The organism is Pseudomonas sp. P8_241 (assembly GCF_034008315.1).
GTDB lineage: Bacteria > Pseudomonadota > Gammaproteobacteria > Pseudomonadales > Pseudomonadaceae > Aquipseudomonas.
Genome location: NZ_CP125377.1, coordinates 4,434,506 through 4,461,314, shown reverse-complemented (window position 1 = coordinate 4,461,314; position 26,809 = coordinate 4,434,506). Strand labels below are relative to the sequence as shown.

Here is a 26,809-nt window from a genome sequence, read left to right as displayed (position 1 = left end):
CTATGAAGTTTCCAGGAAGAATTACCAGTGGCGTGCTGATGCTGATTTCCAGCTGTACGGCACTGGCGCAAAGTGAATTGGATGTGCGGATCAAACCGTCCAACGATGAACTGAAGGCCAATATAGAGGGCTATATCGGCAGCCTCGGCGATCGTGACGAAGAAGCCTTGCAGCGCTTCAGTCGCGGCGCCGAGGAACAGGCGCGCAAGGCCGCCCAAGCCTTGGGCTACTACCAGCCGCACATTGACAGTAATGTGAAGGGCGGCGAGAAGCCGCGCCTGATACTGACCATCGACCCGGGCGAACCGGTGCATTTGCGCAACGTCACAATACGCATCGATGGTCCTGCGGCCTCCCTCAAAACCTTCCGCGTGCCCAAGAGCGAGGCGCTCAAACCGGGAGCGGTGCTCAATCACGGGCATTACGAAGATGCCAAGCGGCTGATCCAGAACCAGGCTTCGCGCTACGGCTTCTTCAGCGGCCATTTCACCCGTTCAAAATTATCGGTCGATCCGCGAGCCGGTGTGGCCGATATCGAGCTGATCTACGACAGCGGCCCGCGCTATGCCTTCGGCAAAGTCGGGTTCAAGGGCGACACGCCGTTCGACGAAGACCTGCTGCAACGCATGGTGCCGTTCAAGGCCGGCGAGCCGTACGACTCGGAAATGATCGCCGAGCTCAATCAGAACCTGCAATCGAGCGGCTACTTCGAAAGTGTGCGTGTGGACGCGGCGCCTGCGGCCTCCAAAGACAATGTCATCCCGGTGGACGTCGAACTGGATACCCGCAAACCCCGGACCATGGGCCTGGGGCTGGGTTATTCCACCGACGTCGGGCCGCGGGTCAAGGCTAACTGGACCCGGCACTGGGTCAATCCGCAAGGGCACAGTTATGGCTGGGAAACAGAAGTCTCGGCGCCACGGCAAAACGTCGGCCTGTTCTATGACATCCCGCTGGATCCGCCGCTGACCGACAAACTGCGGTTTGCCGGCGGCTATCAGAATGAAGAAATCGCCGGTACCGACACCCTCAGCAAGCTGCTGACGATCGGCCCTGAATGGCACAGCAAGTTGCCCAGCGGTTGGCAGCGCGTGGTGTCGCTCAAATGGCAGCGCGAAGAATACAAACTGGGCGACGATTCGGGGCTCAGTACCTTGCTGATGCCGGGTGTGAGCTATTCGTACCTTAAAAGCGACAACCGCATCGACCCGCACAATGGCTACCGCCTGCAGTTCGAATCGAAAGTGGCCAAGGAAGGACTGGGCTCCGATAACAACCTGCTCTACGGCACGGCGCTAGTCAAAGGGTTGACCACAGTGTTCGATAAACACCGATTCCTCGGGCGCGTCCAGATCGGCGGCAGCGCCACCAATGGCTACAAGTCCATACCACCTTCACTGCGCTTTTTCGCCGGTGGTGATCAGAGCGTGCGTGGTTACGACTATCAAAGCCTGTCGCCGGAAAACAATGAAGGCGACCGCATTGGTGGCCGTTACATGGTTGCCGCCAGTGCGGAATATCAATACTCCGTCGCCGAAAAGTGGCGGGTCGCGACGTTCGTCGACCAAGGCAACTCCTTTAATACGCTTGAATTGCCGAACCTCAAGACCGGGGTCGGTATCGGCGTGCGCTGGGTGTCACCGGTGGGGCCGATTCGCCTCGACCTGGCCCATGCACTGGACGACGATGGCGGTATTCGATTGCACTTTTCCATGGGGCCTGAGCTGTGAATCGTGGCTTGAAAGTAACGCTGTTGGCGATTCTTGCGCTGCTGACGCTGGTCATTTTGACCCTGGCCACGGTGCTGGGCACGGCGACGGGCAGCCGCTGGGCGTTGGGTTTCGTGCCGGGTTTGAGCCTGGACAACTTTCAGGGACGATTGGGCGGACAGTGGAGCGCCGACCGCGTGCTGTGGCAGCAGGACAGCAGCCGGGTTGAACTGAACAAGGTCATTTTCGCCTGGTCACCGCTGTGCCTGACACGCATGACGCTGTGCATCGAGCAGCTGAAGGTCGATCAGGTCAGCCTGCAATTTCCACCGAGTGCCGCAGACGACAGTAGCGGGCCGATCACGCTGCCGGATCTGAATTTGCCGGTATCGCTCGAACTGGGAGACATCCAGGTCGCCAGCCTGTTGTTCAATGGCACCGAGCAGCTCAAGGGCTTGCAACTGGCGGCGCATTGGACGGTCAACGGCTTGCAGATCGACTCAGTGAAATTGCAGCGCGATGAACTGAGCCTGAACCTGTCCGGTCTGTTGCAACCGACGGGCCACTGGCCGCTCAAAGCTGAAGGCAAACTGACCCTGCCTGCACCGGGCACCGAACCGTGGGCACTGTCACTCAAGGTTGATGGCGACTTGCTGAAAACCCTGAAGCTGAAAGCCGACAGCAGCGGTTACCTCAATGGGCAACTGACGGGTGAGCTGCAACCGCTGGTTGAAAACCTGCCGGCCAAGGTACGCATCACCGCTGATGGCTTCAAGCCCAGCGTCGACCTGCCCGACACCCTGCAACTCAATCAGCTGGAGCTGACCGGTGCCGGCGACCTGAAAAAAGGTTACGCGCTGCAAGGCAAGGCGAGTTTGCCCGCCGAGGAAGGCCCGGTCGCGCTGGTGCTGCAAGGCAAGGTCGACGCCAACGGCGCACAAATCGCCGCGCTGGACCTGACCGCCAACGACAAGCAAAGCCTCAAGCTCACGGGGCAACTGGACTGGAGCAAAGGCCTGAGCGCCGAAGCGAAGATCGACTGGCTGGACTTCCCGTGGCACCGGTTGTATCCGCTGATCGATGAACCGGAAGTGGCGTTGCGCCGCTTTAACGGTGAAGTCTCCTACACCGACGGCAAGTACCTTGGTCATTTTGACGCGGCGGCGGATGGCCCGGCGGGTGCCTTCACCCTGGCGAGCCCGTTTGCCGGAGACCTGACCAAGGTCTACCTGCAACAGATTCAACTCCAGGCCGGACAGGGCAAAGCCGAAGGCCATCTGAACCTGCAATTCGCCGATGGCATTGCCTGGGACGCCGCGCTGGACCTGTCGGCCATCAACCCGGCGTACTGGGTCGCGGAGCTTCCGGGCACGCTGGCGGGGCCGTTGCGCAGTAAAGGCGAGATGAAAAACGAGAAGCTCAGCCTTAACGCCGACCTGGACCTGAAGGGCAAATTGCGCGGCCAACCGGCAGTGATCGAGGCCAAGGCGGACGGGGCCGGTGAGCAATGGAACCTCAATGCACTGCAAATTCGCCTCGGTGACAACAGCATCACCGGCAAGGGCAGCCTGCAACAGAAACTCGCCGGACAGATCGACATCAAGCTGACGCGTTTGGCGCAACTCTGGCCCGAGCTTCGCGGCCAAATCAATGGCCGCGTAGATCTCGCCGGGAGCCTCAAGGCACCGCAAGGCAAGCTCGGGCTGCAGGGCACTCAATTGGTTTTTCAGGACAATCGCCTGCAAAGCCTGAACCTCGACGCCACCCTCGACAGTGCGCAACGGGCGAAAATCGACCTCAAGGGCAGCGGCATCCAGGCTGGGGACACTTCACTGGGGACGTTGACCGCCAGCGGTCAGGGCGACATCAAGAACCAGAAACTCGCCCTCGACCTGCAAGGGCCGAAGCTGAAGCTGGCCTTGGGACTCGACGGCGCGCTGGACAAAGGCAACTGGCGCGGACGCCTGGCCAGCGGTGATATTCAGGCCGGCGGGCAGGACTGGAAACTGCAAGGCCCGGCGAAACTCGAACGTCTGGCGGACGGTAAAATCAACTTTGGCGCCCATTGCTGGGCATCCGGCCAGGCCAGCCTGTGCGGTGAAGACTCGCGCCTGATGCCGGAGCCGAAGCTGCGTTATCACCTCAAGCAATTTCCTATCGAAAGCCTCGCGCAATGGCTGCCCAAGGATTTCACCTGGCAGGGTCGGCTCAATGCCGACCTGCAACTGGACCTGCCGGCCGGTGGCCCGAATGGCCTGATCAGCGTCGACGCCAGTGGCGGTACGTTGCGCATCAAGGAAAAAGACCAGTGGATCGATTTCCCGTACCAGACCCTGAAGCTCACCAGCAAGCTCACGCCTAAACGCATCGACACCGACCTCAATTTCGCCGGTGCCAAGCTCGGCGAACTGATGGTCCAGGCGCAGATCAATCCGTTGCCCAAGAACAAACCGGTGTCGGGCTCATTCCGCTTGAATGGGCTGGACCTGTCGGTGGCGCGGCCGTTTGTACCCATGGTCGAGAAACTGACGGGCCGTTTGAATGGCAGCGGTACGATCTCCGGTGGTCTGTTGGCGCCGCAGGTCAATGGCAGCCTGCAACTCAGCGACGGCGAAGTGTCCGGCCCCGAGTTGCCGATGGAGCTCAAAAACCTCAACCTGCAAGCGCTCATTGCCGGCGAAAACGTGCAACTGAACGGCGGTTGGAAAAGCGGTAAGAGCGGGCAGGGGACCTTGAACGGCAACATCGCCTGGGGGCAGGCGCTGGTGGTGGACCTGGCGCTCAAGGGCTCGCAGTTGCCGGTGACGGTGGAACCTTACGCCAAGCTGGAGGTGGCACCGGACCTGAAAGTTTCGATGAAGGGTGACGAGTTGGCCATCGCCGGCAAAGTGATGGTACCCAAGGGCGACATCACCATTCGCGAGTTGCCGCCTTCGACGGTCAAAGTCTCCGATGACACGGTGATCGTCGGTCAGCAGACCGAAGAGGGCAAGCCGCCGCTGGCGATGAAAATGGACATTGAAGTGGTGGTCGGCGAAGAGAAGCTGAGCTTCGCCGGGTTCGGCCTGACCGCCAATGTCCAAGGGCATGTCCACATCGGCGACAACATGGACACCCGTGGCGAACTGTGGCTCAACGACGGTCGTTATCGCGCCTACGGGCAGCGGCTTTCGGTACGTCGGGCGCGGCTGCTGTTCGCCGGGCCGATTGATCAGCCGTACCTGGACATCGAAGCGATACGCCAGACCGACGACGTGATCGCCGGCATTCGCCTGAGCGGCAGTGCCGAGCAACCGACCACGCAGATTTTCTCCGAACCGGCCATGAGCCAGGAGCAGGCGTTGTCCTACCTGGTGCTCGGCCGTCCGTTGAGCACTAACGGTGAAGACAACAACATGCTGGCGCAGGCGGCACTCGGGTTGGGCTTGATGGGCAGTGCCGGGGTGACCGGAGGACTAGCCAAGAATCTGGGGATCGAGGACTTTCAGCTCGATACCGAGGGGAGCGGCAATACCACCAGCGTGGTGGCCAGCGGCAACATTTCCGAGAAGCTCAGCCTGCGTTATGGCGTCGGGGTGTTTGAACCCGCCAACACCATTGCTCTGCGTTACAAACTGAGCAAAAAGGTTTATCTCGAAGCTGCCAGTGGCATTGCCAGCTCGCTGGACATTTTCTACAAGCGGGACTTCTAGCCGCCTTCACATCAAAATCGCAGCCTTCGGCAGCTCCTACGGGGTACACAAAACCCCGTAGGAGCTGCCGAAGACTGCGACTTTTTGCATTTCCTACTCCATTGGTCAACTATTTACCAAGCAGGCTAACTATTGCGTTGACATTAGCTGCCTAGGCAGTAACATCTGCTCATACATTCACTGCCTAGGCAGTTATTAGGTGAGCAAATGAATCACTTCTCTCCCGACGACTTCAAGAACTGCCATTTGGGCATGTTGCTCGGCCGAGCTGCCCTGTTGAAAGACCGGATCCTCGACAGTCACATGGAACCCCACGGCATCACCGCCGCGCAGTTCAAGGTGTTGATCATCATCGCCCAGTACGGCGTCGACTCACCGGGCGACCTGTGCCGTCATCTGTCCCTGGACAGCGGCTCGATGACCCGCATGCTCGATCGTCTGGAGCAGAAAAATTTCCTTGTCCGTCAACGCTCCGAGGCGGACCGCCGTCAGGTTCAGCTTGTCCTCACGAAGGAAGGGCTGAAGCTGGCCGACCGTCTGCCGCACATCGGCGCCGAAGCCATGAATCAACTGGCCGTCGCCATCACAGCCGAAGAACTGGAAGCGCTGGAGTCGATTCTGAAAAAAATTCTGGTAGCCGCCGGTGACTCGCTCACCCTGCAGCGGGTAGGCAACAAATGAGTAGTAAAACCTTGCGTACCGGACTGAGCCAGGTGTTGTTGGCCATGAGCCTGGCCGGTTGCGCCAGTTACAGTGGTCTGAAAACCGAAGGGGTGAGGCTCGACGCGAAAAATCTCCAGGCCGGGCAATCCCTCAGCGGCGTGACCTTGTCGCCCGCCGCATGGCCGAGAAGCGACTGGTGGAAAAGCCTGGGTGATCCGCAACTTGACGGCCTGATCCGCGAGGCCCTGCGCGACAGCCCTGATATGCAGATCGCCGAGGCCCGCGCCCATCAAGCCAGTGCCGCCGCGTATGCCGCCGATGCCGCACGGATGCCGACCCTGGATGCCAGCGCCGGTGTCAGCCGTTCGCGGTTCGCCAAGGATCAGGATCCACGAGGCCAGGGCGATGCCTATGCCACCGTGCGCAACATCTCCGCCGGCTTCAACTACACCTTCGACCTGTGGGGTGGTCAGCGTGACGCGTGGGAGGCTGCGTTGGGCGAGGCGCGCGCCGCCGAAGTCGACCAACAGGCCGCGCAATTGACCCTGGCAGCCGATGTCGCCCGTGCCTACAGCGATCTGGGCCAGGCACACATTGTTTATGACTTGTCCAACGAAGACCTCAAACGCACCCGGCAAATGCTCGATTTGAGCCAGCGCCGCCTGCGCGCCGGGATCGACAGCCAATACCAATATCAACAAACCGAAAGTCTGGAAGCCACTTCTCAGGCCAATCTGGTCGACGCCGAAAAACGCCTCAACAGCGCGAAGATCGCCTTGGCTGTGCTGCTCGGCAAAGGCCCGGATCGCGGTAATGAAATAGCCCGTCCAAACATTCTTCAGCCAGGTGCGGTAGCGCTACCTTCAGTGCTCCCGGCCGAGTTGCTCGGTCGCCGTCCGGACCTGGTGGCAGCACGTTGGCGAGTCGAGGCGGCGAGCAAAAGCATCGACGCCGGGAAAACGCAGTTCTATCCCAACCTGAACCTCAGCGCCGCCGCCGGTGCCGAATCGTTATTGGGCGATGCAATGTTCGGTTCGGCGAGTCGCTTTTTTAATGTCGCGCCGACGATTTCCGTGCCGATTTTCGATGGCGGACGCTTGCGCGCCGACCTCGATTCCCGGGATGCCGATTATGACCTCGCGGTCGCGCAGTACAACAAAAGCCTGGTGAGAGCGCTGGGCGATGTCAGCGACAGCATCAATCAGTTGCGTGATATCGGTCGGCAAATCGCGGCCCAGCAGCACGCCACCAACATCGCCCAGGACTCCTACAACACCGTGGTCCAGCGCTACGGTTCCGGCGTCGGCAATTATCTGGACGTGCTCAGCATCGAACAGCAATTGCTCCAGGCCCAGCGTCAGCTGGCGAGCCTGAATGCCGAGCAGATCGATCTGTCGATTCAACTGATGCAGGCCTTGGGCGGCGGCTTTACGCCCGACACCATTGCCTCTGCCAACACTTCGCCAGCCTCGCTGAGCCACTAATTCAAGGTATTTTTCATGGACATCGCCGATACAACTCAACCCCCGGAAAACACCCCGACCAATCCCGACTCGGGCAAGCGCAAGCTCATGTTGCTGGCGCTTGCCGTGGTTGTCGCGCTAGGCGGCGCGGGCGTCTGGGCTTATCACGAATTTTACGGGCGCTGGAGCGAAAGTACCGACGACGCCTATGTGAACGGCAATGTCGTAGAGATCACCCCGCTGGTCACCGGTACCGTGGTGAGCATCGGCGCTGACGATGGCGACCTGGTGCATGAAGGCCAGGTGCTTGTGAATTTCGACCCGAACGACGCTGAAGTCGGTTTGCAAAGTGCCCAGGCCAATCTGGCCCGCACGGTGCGTCAGGTTCGCGGTTTGTACAGCGATGTCGACGGCATGAAAGCCCAGGTCAACGCGCAGAAAGCCGAAGTGCAGAAGGCGCAGGACAACTTCAGTCGCCGGAAGAACCTGGCGGCTGGCGGGGCGATTTCCCAGGAAGAGCTGTCCCACGCCCGCGATGACCTGGCCTCGGCGCAAAACGCACTGACCAATGCCCAGCAGAAGCTCAAGACCAGCAGCGCTTTGGTCGACGATACCGTGGTGTCCTCGCACCCTGACGTGATGGCCGCCGCGGCGCAATTGCGTCAGGCCTACCTGAACAATGCCCGCAGCACCTTGATCGCACCGGTCACCGGTTACGTGGCCAAACGCAAGGTGCAGCTCGGTCAGCGCGTGCAGCCGGGGACGGCGCTGATGGCGGTGATTCCGCTGGATCAGCTATGGATCGACGCCAACTTCAAGGAAACTCAGCTGCGCGACATGCGCATCGGCCAGCCCGTGGACATCGAAACCGATCTGTACGGCAGCGAAGTGACATTCAGCGGCACCATTGACAGCCTCGGCGCCGGGACCGGCAGTGCGTTCGCCTTGCTGCCGGCGCAGAACGCTACCGGGAACTGGATCAAGATCGTCCAGCGTGTACCGGTGCGAATTCATGTGAATGCCGAGGAACTGGCCAAACATCCATTGCGTGTCGGTCTGTCGACCACGGTTGACGTGAACCTTCGCGATCAGAGCGGCCCGGTGCTGGCACAACAGCCGCCGCAAAAGGCGTCATTCAGTACCAGCATCTATGACCGTCAGTTGGTCGAGGCCGACGCAATGATCGCGCAACTGATCCACGACAACAGCGCCGCCGTCAGCAAGACCGCGCAACGCTGATTCGCCAATCCGCCATCAACCCGACCTCTGTAGGAGCGAGCCTGCTCGCGATATCGGACTGACATTCAACATCAAAGTCGACTGAACCGACGCAATCGTCGGAACGCCGCCCGGAGCAGGCTCGCTCCCACAGGATCAGCTGCACCGGCAATCGGGGCAGCGCCAGACCTGTTTCAAAGGATTCGCGATGAGCAATAACGCCTCTTTCACGCCGCCCAGCCTGGTGCTCGCCACCATTGGCCTGTCGCTGGCCACTTTCATGCAAGTGCTCGACACCACCATCGCCAACGTGGCTTTGCCGACGATTTCCGGCAACCTGGGCGTGAGTTCGGAGCAGGGCACCTGGGTCATTACTTCGTTCGCGGTGAGCAACGCCATCGCACTGCCGCTGACCGGTTGGCTGAGCCGGCGTTTCGGCGAGGTGAAGCTGTTTCTGTGGGCCACGGTGCTGTTTGTACTGGCCTCGTTCCTGTGTGGTATTTCCACTTCGATGCCGGAGCTGATCGGCTTTCGCGTGCTGCAGGGCCTGGTCGCCGGGCCGATGTATCCAATGACCCAAACCTTGCTGATTGCCGTGTATCCGCCGGCAAGGCGTGGCATGGCCCTGGCGTTGCTGGCGATGGTCACGGTGGTGGCGCCGATTGCCGGTCCGATTCTCGGGGGCTGGATCACCGACAGTTACAGCTGGCCATGGATTTTCTTCATCAACGTGCCGATCGGCGTTTTCGCGGTCCTGGTCGTGCGCTCGCAGCTCAAGGCGCGGCCGGTGGAGACCCGTTATCAGCCGATGGACTACGTCGGTTTGATCGCGCTGATCATCGGCGTCGGGGCGTTGCAGGTGATCCTCGACAAGGGTAACGACCTGGACTGGTTCGAATCGAACTTCATCCTCATCGGCGCGGCCATTTCGGTGATCGCCCTGGCGGTGTTCGTGATCTGGGAAATGACCGACCGCCATCCGGTGGTCAATTTGCGGTTGTTTGCCTATCGCAACTTTCGCATCGGCACGCTGGTGTTGGTCCTGGGTTACGCGGGGTTCTTCGGTATCAACCTGATTCTGCCGCAGTGGTTGCAAACACAGATGGGTTACACCGCGACCTGGGCCGGACTGGCCGTAGCGCCGATCGGGATTCTGCCGGTACTGCTTTCCCCATTCGTCGGCAAGTATGCGCACAAGTTCGACCTGCGCCTGCTGGCCGGGGTGGCGTTTCTGGCGATTGGCCTGAGCTGCTTCATGCGTGCCGAGTTCACCAATGAAGTGGACTACCAGCACATCGCCCTGGTGCAGTTGTTCATGGGCATTGGTGTGGCGTTGTTCTTCATGCCAACCCTGAGCATCCTGATGTCCGACTTGCCGCCGCACCAGATCGCGGATGGCGCCGGCCTGGCGACTTTCCTGCGAACTTTGGGCGGCAGCTTCGCGGCGTCGTTGACCACGTGGATCTGGATTCGTCGGGCCGACCAGCATCATGCTTACATGAGTGAAAGCATCAGCACCTATGAGCCGGCGACCCGCGAAGCCCTTAATTTACTGGGTGGGGCCGGCAATCAGGCCTATGCGCAACTCGACCATGTGCTGACCAGCCAGGCGTACATGCTCTCCACCGTGGATTACTTCACGTTACTCGGGTGGGGCTTCATGGGCTTGATTCTGATTGTGTGGCTGGCCAAGCCGCCGTTTACCGCCAAGGCCGGGCCTGCGGCTTCCGCGGCACATTGAGCCGAACGCGATCAGGCGATTGCGATGTGTCAGATGCCATTGATGCAGCTGACACAGCGCAATCGCCAGCAAGCCGGCTCCTACAGGGGGGCGTTTGGCTTTAGTGGCTTTAGTTTGTCGGTGCGGTGAGTTGCGGCGGTGGAGTGAAATCAAACGGCGCCAACGCAAATCCGCTCTCATCCACCTGCAACGCCCAACCTTGCTTGTCCCAATCTCCCAGCACAATGCGCCGTGCCGCCTCTTCGCCCAGTTGCAACTTGTGAATGGCGGGGCGGTGGGTGTGGCCGTGGATCAGGGTTTTCACGCCGTATTGCTGCATGATCCGCGGAATCTCTTCGGGCGTGACATCGACGATGTCATTGGCCTTCATCCGTACTTGTGCACGGCTTTCACTGCGCAGCTTGCGGCCCAGTTTATGGCGGGTGCTCAAAGGCAAGTGCCGCAGGATGAACAGCGTGATCGGGTTACGCAGGTAACGCCGTAGCTTCATATAGCCGATGTCGCGGGTGCAAAGGCTGTCACCGTGCATCAACAGCACAGGTTCGCCGTTGAACTGCACGACACTCGGGTCCTTCAGCAGGGTGCAGCCGGCCGCTTTGCAGAATGCCTTGCCGAGCATGAAGTCACGATTGCCGTGCATCAGAAAAATGGCCGTACCGCTGTCGCTCAAATCGCGCAGGGCCAGGCAGATGGAACGCTGGAAAGGGGTCATGGCGTCGTCGCCAATCCACGCCTCGAAAAAGTCGCCCAGAATGTACAGCGCACTCGCCGAGCGGGCGCGTCCGGCGAGCAAATCCAGAAACGCCCGGGTTATGTCCGGGCGCTCCTCTTCCAGATGTAAATCTGAAATCAGCAATATCACTCAATGATCTCGGCTTTCTCGATGATCACGTCGTCTGCTGGTACGTCCTGGTGGCCGGACTTGGAGGTGGTGGCCACGCCTTTGATCTTGTCGACAACGTCCTGGCCTGCAGTCACTTTGCCGAATACCGCGTAGCCCCAGCCCTGCACGTTCTTGCCGCTGTGGTTGAGGAAGCTGTTGTCGGCCACGTTGATGAAGAACTGCGCGGAAGCCGAGTGCGGCTCCATGGTGCGGGCCATCGCAACGGTGTACTTGTCGTTGGAAAGACCGTTGTCAGCTTCGTTCTGGATGCTTGGGCGCTTGTCTTTCTTTTCTTTCATGCCTGGCTCGAAGCCGCCGCCCTGGACCATGAAGTTACCGATGACACGGTGGAAAACGGTGTTTTCGTAGTGACCGGCTTTAACGTACTCGACGAAGTTGGCCACGGTGATCGGGGCTTTGTCGGCGTTCAGTTCGAGGACGATGTCGCCGAAGTTGGTAGTCAGTTTGACTTGGGTCATGATCAGCACTCTTTTAAGGAGAAGCATACTTAAGGAATTCGTGGTGTTGGAACCTCACGTCCCGCCACCGGTTCAGCCTGTCTCGGCCAAGGTGCGCAGTTTAGCGTGACAGGCGCGAATTTCGAGGCTGTTTTTTCATTTACAGCCTATTAAATGCGACGGTTTACAGAGCGCGCTCTGTCAGGTACTTGACGGCATCGGCTATGATAGCGGCTTTGTTTTGTCCGGCCTTCATTACGGCCACGCACTTGTACGTTCAAGGATCCTATGAGCAAGCCCACTGTCGACCCTACCTCGAATGCCAAGACCGGCCCTGCCGTGCCGGTCAACTTCCTGCGGCCGATCATCCAGGCAGACCTGGACTCGGGCAAGCACACGCAGATCGTCACCCGTTTCCCGCCTGAACCCAACGGCTACCTGCACATCGGCCACGCCAAGTCGATCTGCGTGAACTTCGGCCTGGCCCAGGAGTTCGGCGGCGTCACGCACCTGCGTTTCGACGACACCAACCCGGCCAAGGAAGACCAGGAATACATCGACGCGATCGAAAGCGACGTCAAATGGCTGGGCTTCGAATGGTCCGGCGAAGTGCGCTACGCCTCGCAGTATTTCGACCAGTTGCACGACTGGGCGGTTGAGCTGATCAAGTCCGGCAATGCCTACGTCGACGACCTGACCCCGGAACAAGCCAAGGAGTACCGTGGCAGCCTGACCGAGCCAGGCAAGAACAGCCCGTTCCGCGACCGCAGCGTCGAAGAGAACCTGGACCTGTTCGCCCGCATGAAGGCCGGCGAGTTCAAGGACGGCGCACGCGTACTGCGGGCCAAGATCGACATGGCTTCGCCGAACATGAACCTGCGCGACCCGATCATGTATCGCATTCGCCATGCTCATCACCACCAGACCGGCGACAAGTGGTGCATCTACCCGAACTACGACTTCACCCACGGTCAGTCGGACGCCATCGAAGGGATCACCCATTCGATCTGCACCCTGGAGTTCGAAAGCCACCGCCCGCTGTACGAGTGGTTCCTCGAGCACTTGCCAGTGCCGGCCAATCCGCGCCAGTACGAGTTCAGCCGCCTGAACCTGAACTACACCATCACCAGCAAGCGCAAGCTCAAGCAGCTGGTCGATGAGAAGCACGTGCATGGTTGGGACGACCCGCGCATGTCCACACTGTCGGGCTTCCGTCGCCGTGGCTACACGCCGAAATCGATCCGCAATTTCTGCGAAATGATCGGCACCAACCGTTCCGACGGCGTGGTCGACTTCGGCATGCTCGAATTCAGCATCCGTGACGACCTCGACCACAGCGCCCCGCGCGCCATGTGCGTGCTGCGTCCGCTGAAAGTCGTGATCACCAACTACCCGCAAGGCCAGGTCGAGAACCTCGAACTGCCGTGCCACCCGAAAGAAGACATGGGCGTGCGCGTCCTGCCGTTCGCCCGGGAAATCTACATCGACCGTGAAGACTTCATGGAAGAGCCGCCGAAGGGCTACAAGCGCCTGGAGCCGGCCGGTGAAGTGCGTCTGCGTGGCAGCTACGTGATCCGTGCCGACGAAGCGATCAAAGACGCCGATGGCAACATCGTCGAACTGCGCTGTTCGTACGATCCGGACACCCTGGGCAAGAACCCTGAAGGCCGCAAGGTCAAAGGCGTGGTGCACTGGGTGCCGGCTGCGGCCAGCGTCGAGTGCGAAGTGCGTCTGTACGACCGTCTGTTCCGTTCGGCCAACCCAGAGAAAGCCGAAGACAGCGCCAGTTTCCTGGACAACATCAACCCTGATTCACTGCAGGTACTCACCGGTTGTCGTGCCGAGCCTTCGCTGGGCAATGCACAGCCGGAAGACCGTTTCCAGTTCGAGCGCGAAGGTTACTTCGTCGCGGATATCAAGGACTCGAAACCAGGTCAGCCGGTATTCAACCGTACCGTGACCCTGCGTGATTCGTGGGGCCAGTGATTCAAGGAAGTTAACGTGCTAACCATTTACAACACGCTCACCAAGAGCAAAGAAGTTTTCAAGCCTTTGGATGGCAACAACGTGCGCATGTATGTCTGCGGGATGACCGTGTACGACTACTGCCACCTGGGCCACGGCCGCAGCATGGTTGCGTTTGACCTGGTGACACGCTGGTTGCGCTTCAGCGGTTACGACCTGACTTATGTGCGCAACATCACCGACATTGACGACAAGATCATCAACCGGGCCAACGAGAACGGCGAATCGTTCGAAGCGTTGACCGAGCGCATGATCGCGGCGATGCACGAAGACGAAGCGCGCCTGAACATCAAGAAGCCGGACATGGAACCGCGTGCCACGGATCACATCCCTGGCATGCACGCGATGATCCAGACCTTGATCGACAAGGGTTACGCCTACGCCCCGGGCAATGGCGACGTGTACTACCGCGTCGGCAAGTTCATGGGCTACGGCAAACTGTCGCGCAAGAAGATCGAAGACCTGCGCATCGGTGCGCGCATCGAAGTCGACGAGTCCAAGCAGGATCCGCTGGACTTCGTGCTGTGGAAAGCCGCCAAGCCGGGCGAGCCGAGCTGGGAATCGCCGTGGGGCGCCGGGCGTCCAGGCTGGCACATCGAATGCTCGGTGATGTCGACCTGCTGCCTCGGTGAGACTTTCGACATTCATGGCGGCGGCAGCGATCTTGAGTTCCCGCACCACGAAAACGAAATCGCCCAGAGCGAAGCGGCCACCGGCAAGACCTACGCCAACGCGTGGATGCATTGCGGCATGATTCGCATCAATGGCGAGAAGATGTCCAAGTCCTTGAACAACTTCTTCACCATTCGCGACGTGCTCGACAAGTACCACCCGGAGGTCGTGCGTTACCTGCTGGTGTCGAGCCACTACCGCAGCGCCATCAACTACTCGGAAGACAACCTCAAGGACGCCAAGGGCGCTCTGGAGCGTTTCTACCATGCGTTGAAAGGCTTGCCTACAGTCGCGCCTGCTGGTGGCGAAGCGTTCGTCGAGCGTTTCACTACAGTGATGAACGACGACTTCGGTACGCCGGAAGCCTGCGCGGTGCTGTTCGAGATGGTCCGAGAGATCAACCGTCTGCGCGAGAGCGATCTCAATGCCGCGGCCGGTCTGGCAGCCCGTTTGAAAGAACTGGCCAGCGTGCTGGGTGTGTTGCAGCTTGAAGCCGATGATTTCCTGCAAGCCGGTGCCGAAGGGCGCGTCGATGCAGCCGAAGTTGAGGCATTGATCGCTGCGCGTCTGGCGGCACGTGCCGGTAAAGACTGGGCCGAATCCGACCGCATCCGCGACCAGCTCACCGCCATGGACGTGGTGCTGGAAGACGGCAAGGGCGGCACGACCTGGCGTCTGGCTGACTGATTGCTGTAGTCGTTACAAACAAAACCCGCCTTGTGCGGGTTTTTGTTTTTAGGGGCTGCTCGCTAATTCTGCTCTGACAGGGCGTGCCCCATCGCTGGCAAGCCAGCTCCTACAAGGTCGCGCCGTTCGCCAAATTTACGTACACCTCTGGCACTGTAGGAGCTGGCTTGCCAGCGATAGGGCCCGTCCGGGCAACCCATCATTCCGTCTGACGCAATCGCTTGTAAAGGGTGTTACGGCTCACCCCAAGCCGCCTGGCCAAGTACGAAATATTCCCCCCAGCCGCCTGCAACTGCCGATTCAAATCCTCGACGTCATTCAAGTCCACGGCAATCGGTTCCGCCGTCTCCACCGGCTCCATCTCCAGATCAACAAAGAAATCATCCGGCAAATGCTCCGGCCGGACAGGCTGCTCTTCGGCCATGGCCAGTGCCACCTGCATCACGCTGCTGACCTGGCGCAAATTGCCCGGCCACGGGTGACGGCTGAACAGTTCCAGCACCTCGCGGCTCAGACCGGCCCACTGGCTCGGTTCGCGGTGCTGTTCCCACAGGCGCTTGAACAGCGCCTCTTTATCACTGCGTTCCCTCAAGGGCGGCAGCTCCAGGGTCAGTCCGCCAATGCGGTAGTACAAATCCTCGCGGAAGCGCCCCAACTGCACCTGTTCGCGTAACGAACGGTTTGTCGCAGAGATGATGCGGATGTCCACTGGGAACAGCTCACTACTGCCCACCGGTTGCACGCAACGCTCCTGCAATACCCGCAGCAAACGTGCCTGGGTTGGCAGCGGCATATCGCCGATTTCGTCGAGAAACAGTGTGCCTTTGTCAGCCTTTCGGATCAGGCCGATGCTGCCTTTCTGATTTGCACCGGTGAACGCGCCTTTCTCGTAGCCGAACAGTTCTGATTCAACCAGTTCAGCGGGGATCGCCGCACAGTTCACTGCAATGAACGCCTGTTTGCTCCGAGAGCTGGCCTGATGCAAGGCCTTGACGAAAACTTCCTTGCCGACGCCGGTCTCGCCGTGGATCAGCAACGGAATGTCTTTTTCCAGCAAGCGTTCGGCCTGGCGCACGGCTTTTTCCACGCGACTGTCGCCGTAATGCAGAGTGTTGAGGCTGATCGGTGCCGGGTTTGCCACCGCAGGTTCGGTGAAGACTCTTGGTTGAATCGGCACCTGCTTTGGTCTTTTCAACAGGCACTGGAAGCGATTGCGTCCGCAAGCCTGAAGCGAGAAGGGCAGGCCTTCGGGTTGATTCAACAGCTCCAGCAGTGAAACCTTGAACAGGCTTTCGACGCTGACCCGAGACAACCGAACGCCGAGCAAATTATCGGCGCGGCGATTGGCGGACAACACCTGTCCACTGTCATCGATAATCAACAACCCGGCCCACTGGCTGTCGAGGTTGTTCAGCCCGGTGTTGAACGTCAACTGAAAATGCTGGCCGTGGAACAGGTTGAGGATCAGCCGGTTTTCCACGGTCTGGCTCATCATCTTGACCATGCCCAAGGTATGAGAGGGTGGCAGATAGCTGTCGCTGGACACATCCAGCACGGCGATGACCTTGCGCTCGGCATCGAAAATCGGCGCGGCGGAACCGGTCATGAAACGGTTGGCCTTGAGGAAGTGTTCGTCATGCTCGATGTGCACCGCTTGTTCGCAGGCCAGCGCGGTGCCGATGGCATTGGTGCCGCTGCACCGTTCCATCCAGCTGGCACCGGCGCTGAATCCTCGGGTCAGTTTCGGTTCGATAAAGCGCTGGGTGCCCCAGGACGTCAGCACCTGGCCTTGATTGTCGGCGAGCATGATCAGGCAGTTGGAGTTGCTGAGAATGTTCTCGTAGTACGGCAGCACTTCCTGATGGGTGGTCTGCACCAGCGAATGCTGGCTCTCCAGCAATTGTGCAATGTCCGAGGCCGGTAGCTGATCGAATGCCGGTGGGGTTTGATGACTGAGGCCGAACGCGCGGCAGCGTGACCAGGAGTCCTGGATGATGACGTCGTGGGACAGCGGCGAAGCGGGGGCGGCCATGGCAGTCGATCTCTGGGCAAGCTTTTATTGTTGTTATGGGTTTTGCACATCACGTTGAATCTCACACGTGACGGTTCCGACGCGCCACGCCTTTGTAGGAGCCGGCTCCTACAGGTGGCCGTGAACAGTCCATAGAGTGTTGTTCACTATTGTTCACTGTCAATGGATCAACTGTTCAATTGTTCATTTCCAGTTGTTCATTTGTGTTCAGCAACGAACGCAGGCTTCCCTCGATTTCAAGGATTTCCAAACTGAATCAATAGCTTGAGATTTTTGGCACAAATGTCGCTTTAGTGCTCTGGTCGCTTGACTCAAAAAAATAAAAAGGCCGAGCCATGTCACTCACCCTGGAGCACGTCAGCCGCACCGTCGAGGGCCAGACCTGGATCGACGATGCCAACCTGAGTTTCGAACCCGGTTCCTTCAATGTTTTGCTCGGCCGCACGCTGTCCGGCAAAACCAGTCTCATGCGCCTGATGGCCGGTCTGGACAAGCCCGACAGCGGCCGCATCCTGATGAATGGCGTCGATGTCACCCAACGGCCCGTGCGGTTGCGCAATGTATCGATGGTGTATCAGCAGTTCATCAACTACCCGACCATGACGGTGTTCGAGAACATCGCCTCGCCATTGCGGCAGGCCGGGATTTCCAACGAACAGATCCTGAGTAAAGTGCTGGAAACCGCGAAAATGCTGCGCATCGAGAAGTTTCTCCAGCGCCATCCTCTCGAACTTTCCGGTGGTCAACAGCAACGCACGGCCATGGCTCGGGCACTGGTCAAGGATGCCGAGCTGATCCTGTTCGATGAACCGCTGGTCAACCTTGACTATAAATTGCGCGAAGAACTGCGCCAGGAAATGCGTGAGCTGTTCAAGGCGCGCCACACCATTGCCATTTACGCCACCACCGAACCCAACGAAGCCCTGGCCCTGGGCGGCACCACGACCATTCTTCATGAAGGTCGTGTGATCCAGAGCGGGCAGTCGTCCGAGGTCTATCACCAGCCACAGACAGTGCTGGCGGCCGAGTTGTTTTCCGAGCCGCCGATCAACCTGATGCCGGGTCGCATTGCCGGCAACGAAGTGAGTTTCGCCAACTTCGTGCACTTTCCGCTGAACGTCGATCTGCGCCCGGTGGGCGAGGGCGAGTTCCGTTTCGGCGTGCGGCCCAGCCATATCTCGCTGGTGCCGAGCAATGACGACGATCTCGAACTGGCGGTGACGGTTGAAGTCGCGGAGATCAGCGGCTCGGAAACCTTTCTGCACGTGCGCAACGAGCATTTCCTGCTGGTGCTGCACCTGCCCGGCGTTCATGAATACGACGTCGATGCGCCGATCCGCATCTACATCCCCACCCACAAACTGTTTGTGTTCGATGCGCAGGGACGGCTGGTCCAGGCGCCCGGCCGGCGTATCGCGAGGGTTGCCTGATGGCCGAAATCCGTTTGCAGAACCTCGCACACAGTTACAGTAAATCCCCGGCGGGACCGGAGGATTACGCAATCCGCGAGATGGACCACATCTGGGAGCAGGGCGGCGCCTATGCATTGCTCGGCCCTTCTGGCTGTGGCAAATCGACCTTGCTCAACATCATTTCCGGTCTGCTCAGTCCATCCCAGGGTCATGTACTGTTCGATGGCAAAGCGGTCAACAACCTGACCCCGGAAAAACGCAACATCGCTCAGGTTTTCCAGTTTCCGGTGGTCTACGACACCATGACGGTGTTCGATAACCTGGCCTTTCCGCTGCGCAATCAGGGCATGGCCGAGGCGAAAGTTCACAGCAAGGTGCAGGAAATTGCCGAAGTCCTGGACCTTCAGAACCTGCTGAGTAAAAAAGCCCGCAACCTCACCGCCGACGAAAAGCAAAAAGTCTCCATGGGCCGCGGACTGGTGCGCGATGACGTGTCGGCGATTCTCTTTGACGAGCCGCTGACGGTGATTGATCCGCACCTGAAGTGGAAGCTGCGACGCAAGCTCAAGCAGATTCATGAGCAGTTCAACATCACCATGGTCTATGTCACCCACGATCAACTGGAGGCGTCGACCTTCGCCGACAAGATTGCGGTGATGTACGGCGGGCAGATCGTGCAATTTGGCACCCCACGGGAATTGTTCGAGCGGCCGAGCCATACCTTCGTCGGCTACTTCATTGGCAGCCCGGGCATGAACCTGATCGAGGTGCAGCCACAACCGGGTGGTGTCGGTTTCGCGTCGACCCATCTGCCGTTGTCCGAGGTCATGCAGCAGCGCATTGCTGAATCGGAGTGGAAAACCCTGAAGGTCGGCATTCGTCCGGAGTTCATCCATGTGTGGGACGAAGCCTTTGATGACGCGTTGCGGGCAAATGTCGTACACGTGGAAGACCTCGGCACCTACAAGATCATGACCCTGAACCTTGATGGGGCTCCGCTGAAAGTGCGTCTGGCCGAAGACAAACCGGTGCCCCAAGGCACGGCGTACATCAGTTTTCCGGCGCAGTGGCTGATGGTCTACGCCGACGAGTTCCTGCTGGAGGCGCAAGCCACGGAGGTGCAGCGATGAACAAGGTGCAGAACAACAAGGCCTGGTGGCTGGTGCTGCCGGTGTTTCTGCTGGTGGCGTTCAGTGCCGTGATCCCGATGATGACGGTAGTCAACTACTCGGTGCAGGACATCTTCGACCAGTCCAGCCGCTACTTCGTCGGCGCCGACTGGTACAGACAAGTGCTGCTCGACCCGCGCCTGCACGACTCTCTGCTGCGCCAGTTCATCTATTCGGCCTGCGTGCTGCTGATCGAAATCCCCTTGGGCATCGCGATTGCCCTGACCATGCCGACCAAGGGCCGCTGGTCGTCGGTGGTGTTGATCATTCTGGCGATTCCCTTGCTGATCCCGTGGAACGTGGTCGGCACCATCTGGCAGATTTTCGGCCGCGCCGACATCGGTTTGCTCGGCTCTACCCTCAATGCCATTGGCATCAGCTACAACTATGCAGCCAATACCGTGGACGCCTGGGTCACGGTGCTGGTGATGGACGTCTGGCACTGGACCTCGCTGGTGGCGCTGTTGTGCTTCTCCGGTCTGCGGGCGATTCCGGACGTGTACTACCAGGCGGCGCGGATTGACCGGGCGTCGGCCTGGGCGGTGTTCCGCCACATCCAGTTACCCAAGCTCAAGAGTGTGCTGCTGATCGCGGTGATGCTGCGTTTCATGGACAGTTTCATGATCTACACCGAGCCTTTCGTGCTCACCGGTGGCGGGCCGGGCAACGCGACTACCTTCCTCAGCCAGACCTTGACGCAAATGGCGATCGGGCAGTTCGACCTGGGGCCGGCCGCTGCGTTTTCGCTGGTGTACTTCTTGATCATTCTGTTGGTGTCCTGGCTGTTCTACACCGCCATGACTCACTCCGACGCCAACCGCTGAGGCCATCATGAGCAAGCGAAAGCTGATTCCTTTGCTGATCTACATCCTGTTCCTGCTGGTGCCGATCTATTGGCTGTTGAACATGTCCTTCAAGAGCAACAACGAAATCCTCGGCGGCCTGACGCTGTTTCCCCAGGATTTCACCTTCCACAACTACAAGGTGATCTTCACCGATCCGGCCTGGTATACCGGTTACCTCAACTCGCTGTACTACGTGAGCCTGAACACGGTGATTTCCCTGAGTGTGGCGCTGCCGGCGGCCTATGCGTTTTCGCGTTACCGCTTCCTCGGCGACAAGCACTTGTTCTTCTGGTTGCTGACCAACCGCATGGCGCCGCCAGCGGTGTTCCTGCTGCCATTCTTCCAGCTGTACTCGTCGATCGGGCTGTTCGACACGCACATCGCCGTGGCCTTGGCCCATTGCCTGTTCAACGTGCCGTTGGCGGTGTGGATTCTTGAAGGCTTCATGTCTGGGGTGCCCAAGGAAATTGACGAAACCGCCTACATCGATGGCTACAGTTTTCCCAAGTTCTTCGTGAAGATTTTCATCCCGCTGATCGGCTCCGGCATCGGCGTCACTGCATTTTTCTGCTTCATGTTTTCCTGGGTCGAACTGCTGCTGGCGCGCACGTTGACGTCGGTGAACGCCAAACCCATTGCAGCGGTGATGACCCGTACGGTCTCGGCCTCCGGCATCGACTGGGGCGTGCTCGCAGCAGCGGGGGTGTTGACCATCCTGCCGGGCATGTTGGTGATCTGGTTTGTGCGCAACCACGTGGCCAAGGGCTTTGCCCTGGGCCGGGTATGAGGAGTTGATGATGGAATGGATGAGCTGGACGGTCCCGACGGCAGTGTTCTTCAGCGTCATTGCCTTGATCCTGGTGGGCATGACCGCTTGGGAATTGCGTTCGCCGAGTGTGCTTCGACGTGGTTTGTTGCCGATTGCCACCACCCGTGGCGATCGGTTGTTTATCGGTCTTCTCGGCAGCGCCTACCTGCATTTGCTGGTAATCGGCGTCACCGACTGGAGCATCTGGGTCGCCTTTGCGTTGTCCCTGGTGTGGCTGTTGGCTGTGATGCGTTGGGGCTAGTCGAATCGCTCGGCAATGTTGCTCCGAAACTTAAACAGGAGGTCTCTATGTTCGACAAAAACAACAAGCTGCGACATAGCATTTCATTGGCAGCCATGCTGGCACTCAGCGGTTTGAGCGCATCGGCCTGGGCCGACGCCTATGAAGACGCAGCGAAGAAATGGATTGGCAGTGAGTTCAAGCCATCCACCCTGACGGTGGATCAGCAACTTGAAGAGTTGAAATGGTTCATCAAGGCCGCAGAGCCGTTTCGAGGGATGAGCATCAAAGTGGTGTCGGAAACCATCGCCACTCACGAGTATGAATCCAAGGTGCTGGCCAAGGCCTTCAGCGAGATCACCGGGATCAAATTGACCCACGACCTGTTGCAGGAAGGCGACGTGGTGGAAAAGCTGCAAACCCAGATGCAGTCGGACAAGAACATCTATGACGGCTGGGTCAACGACTCGGACCTGATCGGCACGCACTTTCGCTACGGCAAGACCGAATCGATCACCGACCTGATGGCCAACGAGGGCAAGAACTTCACCTCGCCGACCCTCGACATCAAGGACTTCATCGGCATCTCCTTCACCACTGCACCAGACGGCAAGATTTATCAATTGCCCGACCAGCAGTTTGCCAACCTGTACTGGTTCCGCGCCGACTGGTTCGAACGTGCGGACCTAAAAGCCAGGTTCAAGGAAAAGTACGGCTACGAATTGGGCGTGCCGGTGAACTGGTCGGCCTATGAAGACATCGCCCAGTTCTTCAGCGAAGACGTCAAGGAAATCGACGGCAAACGCGTGTACGGGCACATGGACTACGGCAAGAAAGACCCGTCGCTCGGCTGGCGGTTCACCGATGCCTGGTTCTCCATGGCCGGTGGCGGCGACAAGGGCATCCCCAATGGTCTGCCGGTGGACGAGTGGGGCATCCGTGTCGAGGACTGCCATCCGGTGGGATCCAGTGTGACTCGCGGCGGCGACACCAACGGCCCGGCGGCGGTCTTCGCCACCACCAAGTACGTCGATTGGCTGAAGAAGTATGCGCCACCGGAAGCGGCGGGCATGACCTTCTCGGAATCCGGTCCGGTGCCATCCCAAGGCAACATCGCCCAGCAGATCTTCTGGTACACCGCATTCACCGCCGACATGACCAAACCGGGTCTGGCGGTGATGAATGCCGACGGCACGCCGAAATGGCGCATGGCACCGTCGCCGCGCGGACCTTACTGGGAGGAGGGCATGAAGCTGGGCTATCAGGATGTGGGTTCCTGGACCTTCATGAAATCCACGCCCGAGAAGCAAAAACTCGCGGCCTGGCTGTACGCGCAATTCGTGACCTCGAAAACCGTGTCGCTGAAGAAGACCATCGTCGGTCTGACGCCGATCCGCGAATCGGACATCAACTCCCAAGCGATGACCGATCTGGCGCCGAAACTCGGTGGCCTGGTCGAGTTCTACCGCAGCCCGGCCCGTGTGCAATGGACCCCGACCGGGACCAACGTGCCGGATTATCCTCGCCTCGCGCAATTGTGGTGGAGCCACATCGCGGAAGCGGCCAGCGGCGAGAAAACCCCGCAACAGGCACTTGATGGCCTGGCCAAGGATCAGGACGCGATCATGACCCGTCTGGAACGCTCCAAGGCACAAGCCACCTGCGCCCCGAAAATGAACCCGGAGCGCGATGCGCAATATTGGTTCGACCAGCCGGGCGCACCGAAGCCGAAACTGGAAAACGAAAAGCCTAAGGGCGAAACCGTGAGCTATGCCGAACTGCTGAAATCGTGGGAGGCGGCGCGTAAATAAGGTCGAGCTGTAGGATGCGAACGGCACCGTAAGGTGCCGTTTGCATTTTTGCCTGATGGACCGTGTCTTTCGAACAAGCCCGCACATAAAAAAGGCGAGGGGTAGAGGATCAAAAGATCACAGCCTTCGGCAGTTCCTACAGGGCGCACGCCATCCCAATGTAGGAGCTGCCGAAGGCTGCGATCTTTGGACGTTGAATCCCACAAAAACAAAAACGGCACCCGAAGGTGCCGTTTTTGTTTACTGCCGAATGTCGCTTAAGCGATCAACCCGCCAGACCCGATTGCTGAACCAGGCTCAGCAGCGGTTGTGGATAGACGCCGAGGAAGAACGCGACCAGGGCGATAGCCAGCAGCATCACGCCGCCTGCTTTTTGTTCCCAGTGCAGTTGCGCATCGTGGCGACGCAGGTTCGGTTCGATCAGGAACAGGGTGACCATGACGCGCAGGTAGTAGAACACGCCGATGGCGCTGCCCAGTACCAGGGAACCGACCAGCCACCATTGATGGGATTCGACACCGGTGGCGATGATGTAGAACTTGCCGATGAAGCCCGCGGTCAGCGGGATACCGGCCAGGGACAGCATCATCACGGTCAGCACGGCGGTCAGGTACGGACGGCGCCAAAACAGGCCGCGGTATTCGTACAGGGCGTCCGCGTCACGACCGTTGTACGGCGAGGACATCAGGGTGATCACGCCGAAGGCGCCGAGGCTGGTGATCACGTAGGTGACCAGGTACACGCCGATGGCTTCCACGGCCAGACCCTTGCTCGCCACGAGGGCGATCAGCAGGTAACCGAAGTGAGCGATGGACGAGTAACCCAGCAGACGCTTGAGGTTGCTCTGGGTCAGCGCCAGCAGGTTACCGAACAGGATCGACGCGATGGCGATGATGGTCAGCACGTCGCTCAGCACGCCGCTGCTTGCCGCTGGGGAGATCTGGAACAGACGCACCATTACAGCGAACACGGCCACTTTGGACGCAGTTGCCAGGAACGCTGCGACCGGCGCCGGAGCACCTTCGTACACGTCCGGCGTCCAGAGGTGGAACGGCACCAGCGACAGCTTGAACGCCAGACCGATCAGCATCATGCCAAGGCCCAGTTGTGCCAGCGAGCTAGGCAGGCCGGTAGCCGCCAGCGCCTGACCGATGCCGACGAAGCTCAGGGAGCCAGAGTCTGCGTACAGCAGCGCCATACCGAACAACAGGAACGCGGAACCGGCAGCCGACAGCACCATGTACTTGATACCGGCTTCCAGCGAACGCTTGTTGAAGAAGGCGTAAGCCACCAGACCGTAGACCGGCACCGACAGCAGTTCCAGACCGATGAACAACCCGGCCAGGTGCTGCGCGCTGACCAGCACCAGGCCACCGGCGGCGGCCATCAGGATCAGCAGGTACAGTTCTTCACGGTTGCCCGGGTAACCCGAACCACCATCGCCGAGGTAGGCGTGGGCGAGGGTCACACAGGCGAGGGTGGCGACCAGGATCAGCGCCATGTACAGGCAAGCGAAGGTGTCGATTTGCAGCAATGGCGTCACGGCCAGGGGCGCGACTTTCAAGGCAGGCAGGATCGACAACAGTGCCAGGTTCAGACCCGCCACGGAAATCAGGAAGGTCTGCGAGTGGTTGCGGCGCCAGGCGATCGCCAGCATCACCACGATGATCGTGGCGCTGGTGATCAACAACGGCGCAAGCGCGATAAAGTGTTGAGTCGTGAATTCCATAGCGCTCTTACCGGGCCGAAGCGAGTTGAGTGAAGGCGGTGCCGAGCCACTGCTGCACGCCATGCATCGTCGCGGCAGAGGTATCGAGGAACGGTTGTGGGTACACGCCGATGTAGATCAGCAATGCAGCCAGTCCGACCACCATGATCAGTTCGCGACCGTCCATGCCATGCAGCACCGCGTCCGATTTGGACGGGCCGAAGTACGCACGGTGAATCATGATCAGCGAGTAGACCGAACCGAACACCAGGCCGGACGTCGCGATGATGGTGACCAACGGCGCAGCAGGGAACGTGCCGATCAGGATCAGGAACTCACCGACGAAGTTACCGGTACCCGGCAAGCCCAGCGACGCGGCGGCGAAGAACAGGCTCAGGGCCGGCAGGTAAGCGATCTTCGACCACAGGCCACCCATTTCACGCATGTCGCGGGTGTGGGTGCGTTCGTACAGCTGGCCACTCAGGATAAAGAGTGCGGCTGCCGACAGACCGTGCGCCAGCATCTGCATCACTGCACCTTGCAGTGCCAGTTGGCTGCCGGAGTAAATGCCGATCAGTACGAAGCCCATGTGGGAAACGGACGAGAAGGCAATCAGACGCTTGATGTCGGTTTGCGCGAACGCCAGGAACGCACCGTAGAAGATCCCGATCAGACCCAGGGTCATGGCGATCGGCGCGAACTCTGCCGAGGCATTCGGGAACAGCGGCAGGGCGAAACGCAGCAGGCCGTAGGCCGCGGTCTTCAGCAAGATACCGGCGAGGTCGACGGAACCTGCGGTCGGCGCCTGGGCGTGAGCGTCAGGCAACCAGGAGTGGAACGGTACGACCGGCAGCTTGACTGCGAAGGCAATGAAGAAGCCGAGCATCAGGATGTACTCGGTGGTCATCGACATCTTGGTTTTCAACAGGTCGGCGTAGTTGAACGTAATCACGCCGGTTTCGTTGAAGTTGACCAGTACCAGACCCAGGATCGCCACCAGCATGATCAGGCCGGAAGCCTGAGTGAAGATGAAGAACTTGGTTGCCGCGTAGATCCGGGTTTTCTTGCCGTCCGAAGAACTGTGACCCCAGAGCGCGATGAGGAAGTACATCGGCACCAGCATCATTTCCCAGAAGAAGAAGAACATGAACAGGTCGAGGGCGAGGAACACGCCGACGACACCGCCCAGGATCCACATCAGGTTCAGGTGGAAGAAGCCAACGTGACGTTGAATTTCTTTCCACGAGCAGAGTACCGAGAGCACACCCAGCAGACCGGTCAGCAGGATCATCAGCAGCGACAGGCCGTCGAGGGCCAGGTGCACGCTGATGCCGAAACGCTGGATCCAGACATGCTTGAACTCAAGCACCCAGGTCGGATCGGCGCCAGGCGCCGGAGCAAATGAATAGTCGCCCTGGGACCACAGCCAGAGGCCGAGTGCGAGTTCCAGGGACATGGTCAACAGCGCAATCCAGCGTGGGAGGGTAGAGCCGAAGCGCTCACCCATCCAGCACAGCAGGCCGCCGATGAAGGGAATCAGGATTAGCCAAGGCAGAATCATGACGGGTTCGT

At 59.6% G+C, this 26,809-nt stretch carries 19 protein-coding genes; 14 read left to right on the top strand and 5 right to left on the bottom strand.

What is annotated here, in order from left to right; all coding sequences use genetic code 11:
• Window positions 1-2: 2 nt before the first annotated feature.
• The 6 genes from QMK58_RS20075 to QMK58_RS20050 all read left to right on the top strand — a co-directional run bounded on the left by QMK58_RS20075 (window position 3) and on the right by QMK58_RS20050 (window position 10,486).
• Complete coding sequence (locus QMK58_RS20075; RefSeq protein ID WP_053161473.1) at window positions 3-1,730, top strand: autotransporter assembly complex protein TamA; 1,728 nt, start codon at window positions 3-5, stop codon at window positions 1,728-1,730.
• A complete protein-coding gene (locus QMK58_RS20070; RefSeq protein WP_320395308.1) occupies window positions 1,727-5,401 on the top strand; it encodes a translocation/assembly module TamB domain-containing protein in 3,675 nt (1,224 codons plus the stop codon). Before QMK58_RS20075 ends, QMK58_RS20070 begins: the two co-directional genes overlap by 4 nt.
• A gap of 207 nt (window positions 5,402-5,608) precedes the next feature.
• A complete protein-coding gene (locus QMK58_RS20065; RefSeq protein ID WP_053161471.1) occupies window positions 5,609-6,082 on the top strand; it encodes a MarR family winged helix-turn-helix transcriptional regulator in 474 nt (157 codons plus the stop codon).
• Complete coding sequence (locus tag QMK58_RS20060) at window positions 6,079-7,548, top strand: efflux transporter outer membrane subunit (RefSeq protein ID WP_320395307.1); 1,470 nt, start codon at window positions 6,079-6,081, stop codon at window positions 7,546-7,548. The genes QMK58_RS20065 and QMK58_RS20060 overlap by 4 nt, the downstream gene beginning before the upstream one ends.
• A gap of 15 nt (window positions 7,549-7,563) precedes the next feature.
• A complete protein-coding gene (locus QMK58_RS20055) occupies window positions 7,564-8,766 on the top strand; it encodes an efflux RND transporter periplasmic adaptor subunit (RefSeq protein WP_053161469.1) in 1,203 nt (400 codons plus the stop codon).
• Window positions 8,767-8,953: 187 nt separating this feature from the next.
• A complete protein-coding gene (locus QMK58_RS20050) occupies window positions 8,954-10,486 on the top strand; it encodes a DHA2 family efflux MFS transporter permease subunit (RefSeq protein ID WP_053161468.1) in 1,533 nt (510 codons plus the stop codon).
• Window positions 10,487-10,595: 109 nt separating this feature from the next.
• On the opposite strand, the gene QMK58_RS20045 is transcribed toward QMK58_RS20050, so the two are convergent.
• Complete coding sequence (locus tag QMK58_RS20045) at window positions 10,596-11,348, bottom strand: UDP-2,3-diacylglucosamine diphosphatase (protein WP_053161467.1); 753 nt, start codon at window positions 11,346-11,348, stop codon at window positions 10,596-10,598.
• Window positions 11,345-11,848 (bottom strand): peptidylprolyl isomerase, encoded by a 504-nt coding sequence (locus QMK58_RS20040; RefSeq protein ID WP_053161466.1) that lies wholly within the window; start codon window positions 11,846-11,848, stop codon window positions 11,345-11,347. Before QMK58_RS20040 ends, QMK58_RS20045 begins: the two co-directional genes overlap by 4 nt.
• Window positions 11,849-12,115: 267 nt before the next feature.
• Between QMK58_RS20040 and QMK58_RS20035 the strand changes: the two genes are divergently transcribed.
• Window positions 12,116-13,813 carry a glutamine--tRNA ligase/YqeY domain fusion protein gene (locus tag QMK58_RS20035; RefSeq protein ID WP_053161465.1) on the top strand — a complete coding sequence of 566 codons (1,698 nt, stop codon included), beginning with the start codon at window positions 12,116-12,118 and terminating at the stop codon, window positions 13,811-13,813.
• Window positions 13,814-13,828: 15 nt separating this feature from the next.
• A complete protein-coding gene (gene cysS, locus QMK58_RS20030) occupies window positions 13,829-15,211 on the top strand; it encodes a cysteine--tRNA ligase (RefSeq protein WP_320395306.1) in 1,383 nt (460 codons plus the stop codon).
• Between the two features lie 199 nt (window positions 15,212-15,410).
• Here the strand turns inward: cysS and QMK58_RS20025 are convergent, their stop codons facing one another.
• Window positions 15,411-17,243: a sigma-54-dependent Fis family transcriptional regulator gene (locus tag QMK58_RS20025; RefSeq protein WP_053161463.1), complete on the bottom strand. Its 1,833-nt coding sequence runs from the start codon at window positions 17,241-17,243 to the stop codon at window positions 15,411-15,413.
• Window positions 17,244-17,578: 335 nt separating this feature from the next.
• On the opposite strand from QMK58_RS20025, the gene QMK58_RS20020 reads away from it, so the two are divergent.
• From QMK58_RS20020 to QMK58_RS19995, 6 genes are read left to right on the top strand one after another with little or no spacing between them, the layout of a single operon-like run.
• Window positions 17,579-18,673 carry an ABC transporter ATP-binding protein gene (locus QMK58_RS20020; RefSeq protein ID WP_053161462.1) on the top strand — a complete coding sequence of 365 codons (1,095 nt, stop codon included), beginning with the start codon at window positions 17,579-17,581 and terminating at the stop codon, window positions 18,671-18,673.
• On the top strand, window positions 18,673-19,785 hold the full coding sequence (locus QMK58_RS20015) for an ABC transporter ATP-binding protein (protein ID WP_053161461.1): 1,113 nt from the start codon (window positions 18,673-18,675) through the stop codon (window positions 19,783-19,785). Before QMK58_RS20020 ends, QMK58_RS20015 begins: the two co-directional genes overlap by 1 nt.
• Window positions 19,782-20,648, top strand: a complete 867-nt coding sequence (locus QMK58_RS20010) for a sugar ABC transporter permease (protein WP_320395305.1) — start codon at window positions 19,782-19,784, stop codon at window positions 20,646-20,648. The genes QMK58_RS20015 and QMK58_RS20010 overlap by 4 nt, the downstream gene beginning before the upstream one ends.
• A 7-nt stretch (window positions 20,649-20,655) precedes the next feature.
• Window positions 20,656-21,456 carry a carbohydrate ABC transporter permease gene (locus QMK58_RS20005; protein ID WP_053161459.1) on the top strand — a complete coding sequence of 267 codons (801 nt, stop codon included), beginning with the start codon at window positions 20,656-20,658 and terminating at the stop codon, window positions 21,454-21,456.
• Window positions 21,457-21,466: 10 nt separating this feature from the next.
• Window positions 21,467-21,739 (top strand): DUF2160 domain-containing protein, encoded by a 273-nt coding sequence (locus QMK58_RS20000; RefSeq protein WP_320395304.1) that lies wholly within the window; start codon window positions 21,467-21,469, stop codon window positions 21,737-21,739.
• A 47-nt stretch (window positions 21,740-21,786) separates the two neighbouring features.
• Window positions 21,787-23,529 carry an ABC transporter substrate-binding protein gene (locus QMK58_RS19995; protein WP_320395303.1) on the top strand — a complete coding sequence of 581 codons (1,743 nt, stop codon included), beginning with the start codon at window positions 21,787-21,789 and terminating at the stop codon, window positions 23,527-23,529.
• Window positions 23,530-23,794: 265 nt separating this feature from the next.
• Here the strand turns inward: QMK58_RS19995 and nuoN are convergent, their stop codons facing one another.
• Together nuoN and nuoM are read right to left on the bottom strand one after the other, a co-directional pair.
• Complete coding sequence (gene nuoN / locus QMK58_RS19990) at window positions 23,795-25,258, bottom strand: NADH-quinone oxidoreductase subunit NuoN (protein ID WP_053161456.1); 1,464 nt, start codon at window positions 25,256-25,258, stop codon at window positions 23,795-23,797.
• A gap of 7 nt (window positions 25,259-25,265) precedes the next feature.
• Window positions 25,266-26,798, bottom strand: a complete 1,533-nt coding sequence (gene nuoM, locus QMK58_RS19985; RefSeq protein WP_053161455.1) for an NADH-quinone oxidoreductase subunit M — start codon at window positions 26,796-26,798, stop codon at window positions 25,266-25,268.
• Between the last annotated feature and the right edge of the window lie 11 nt (window positions 26,799-26,809).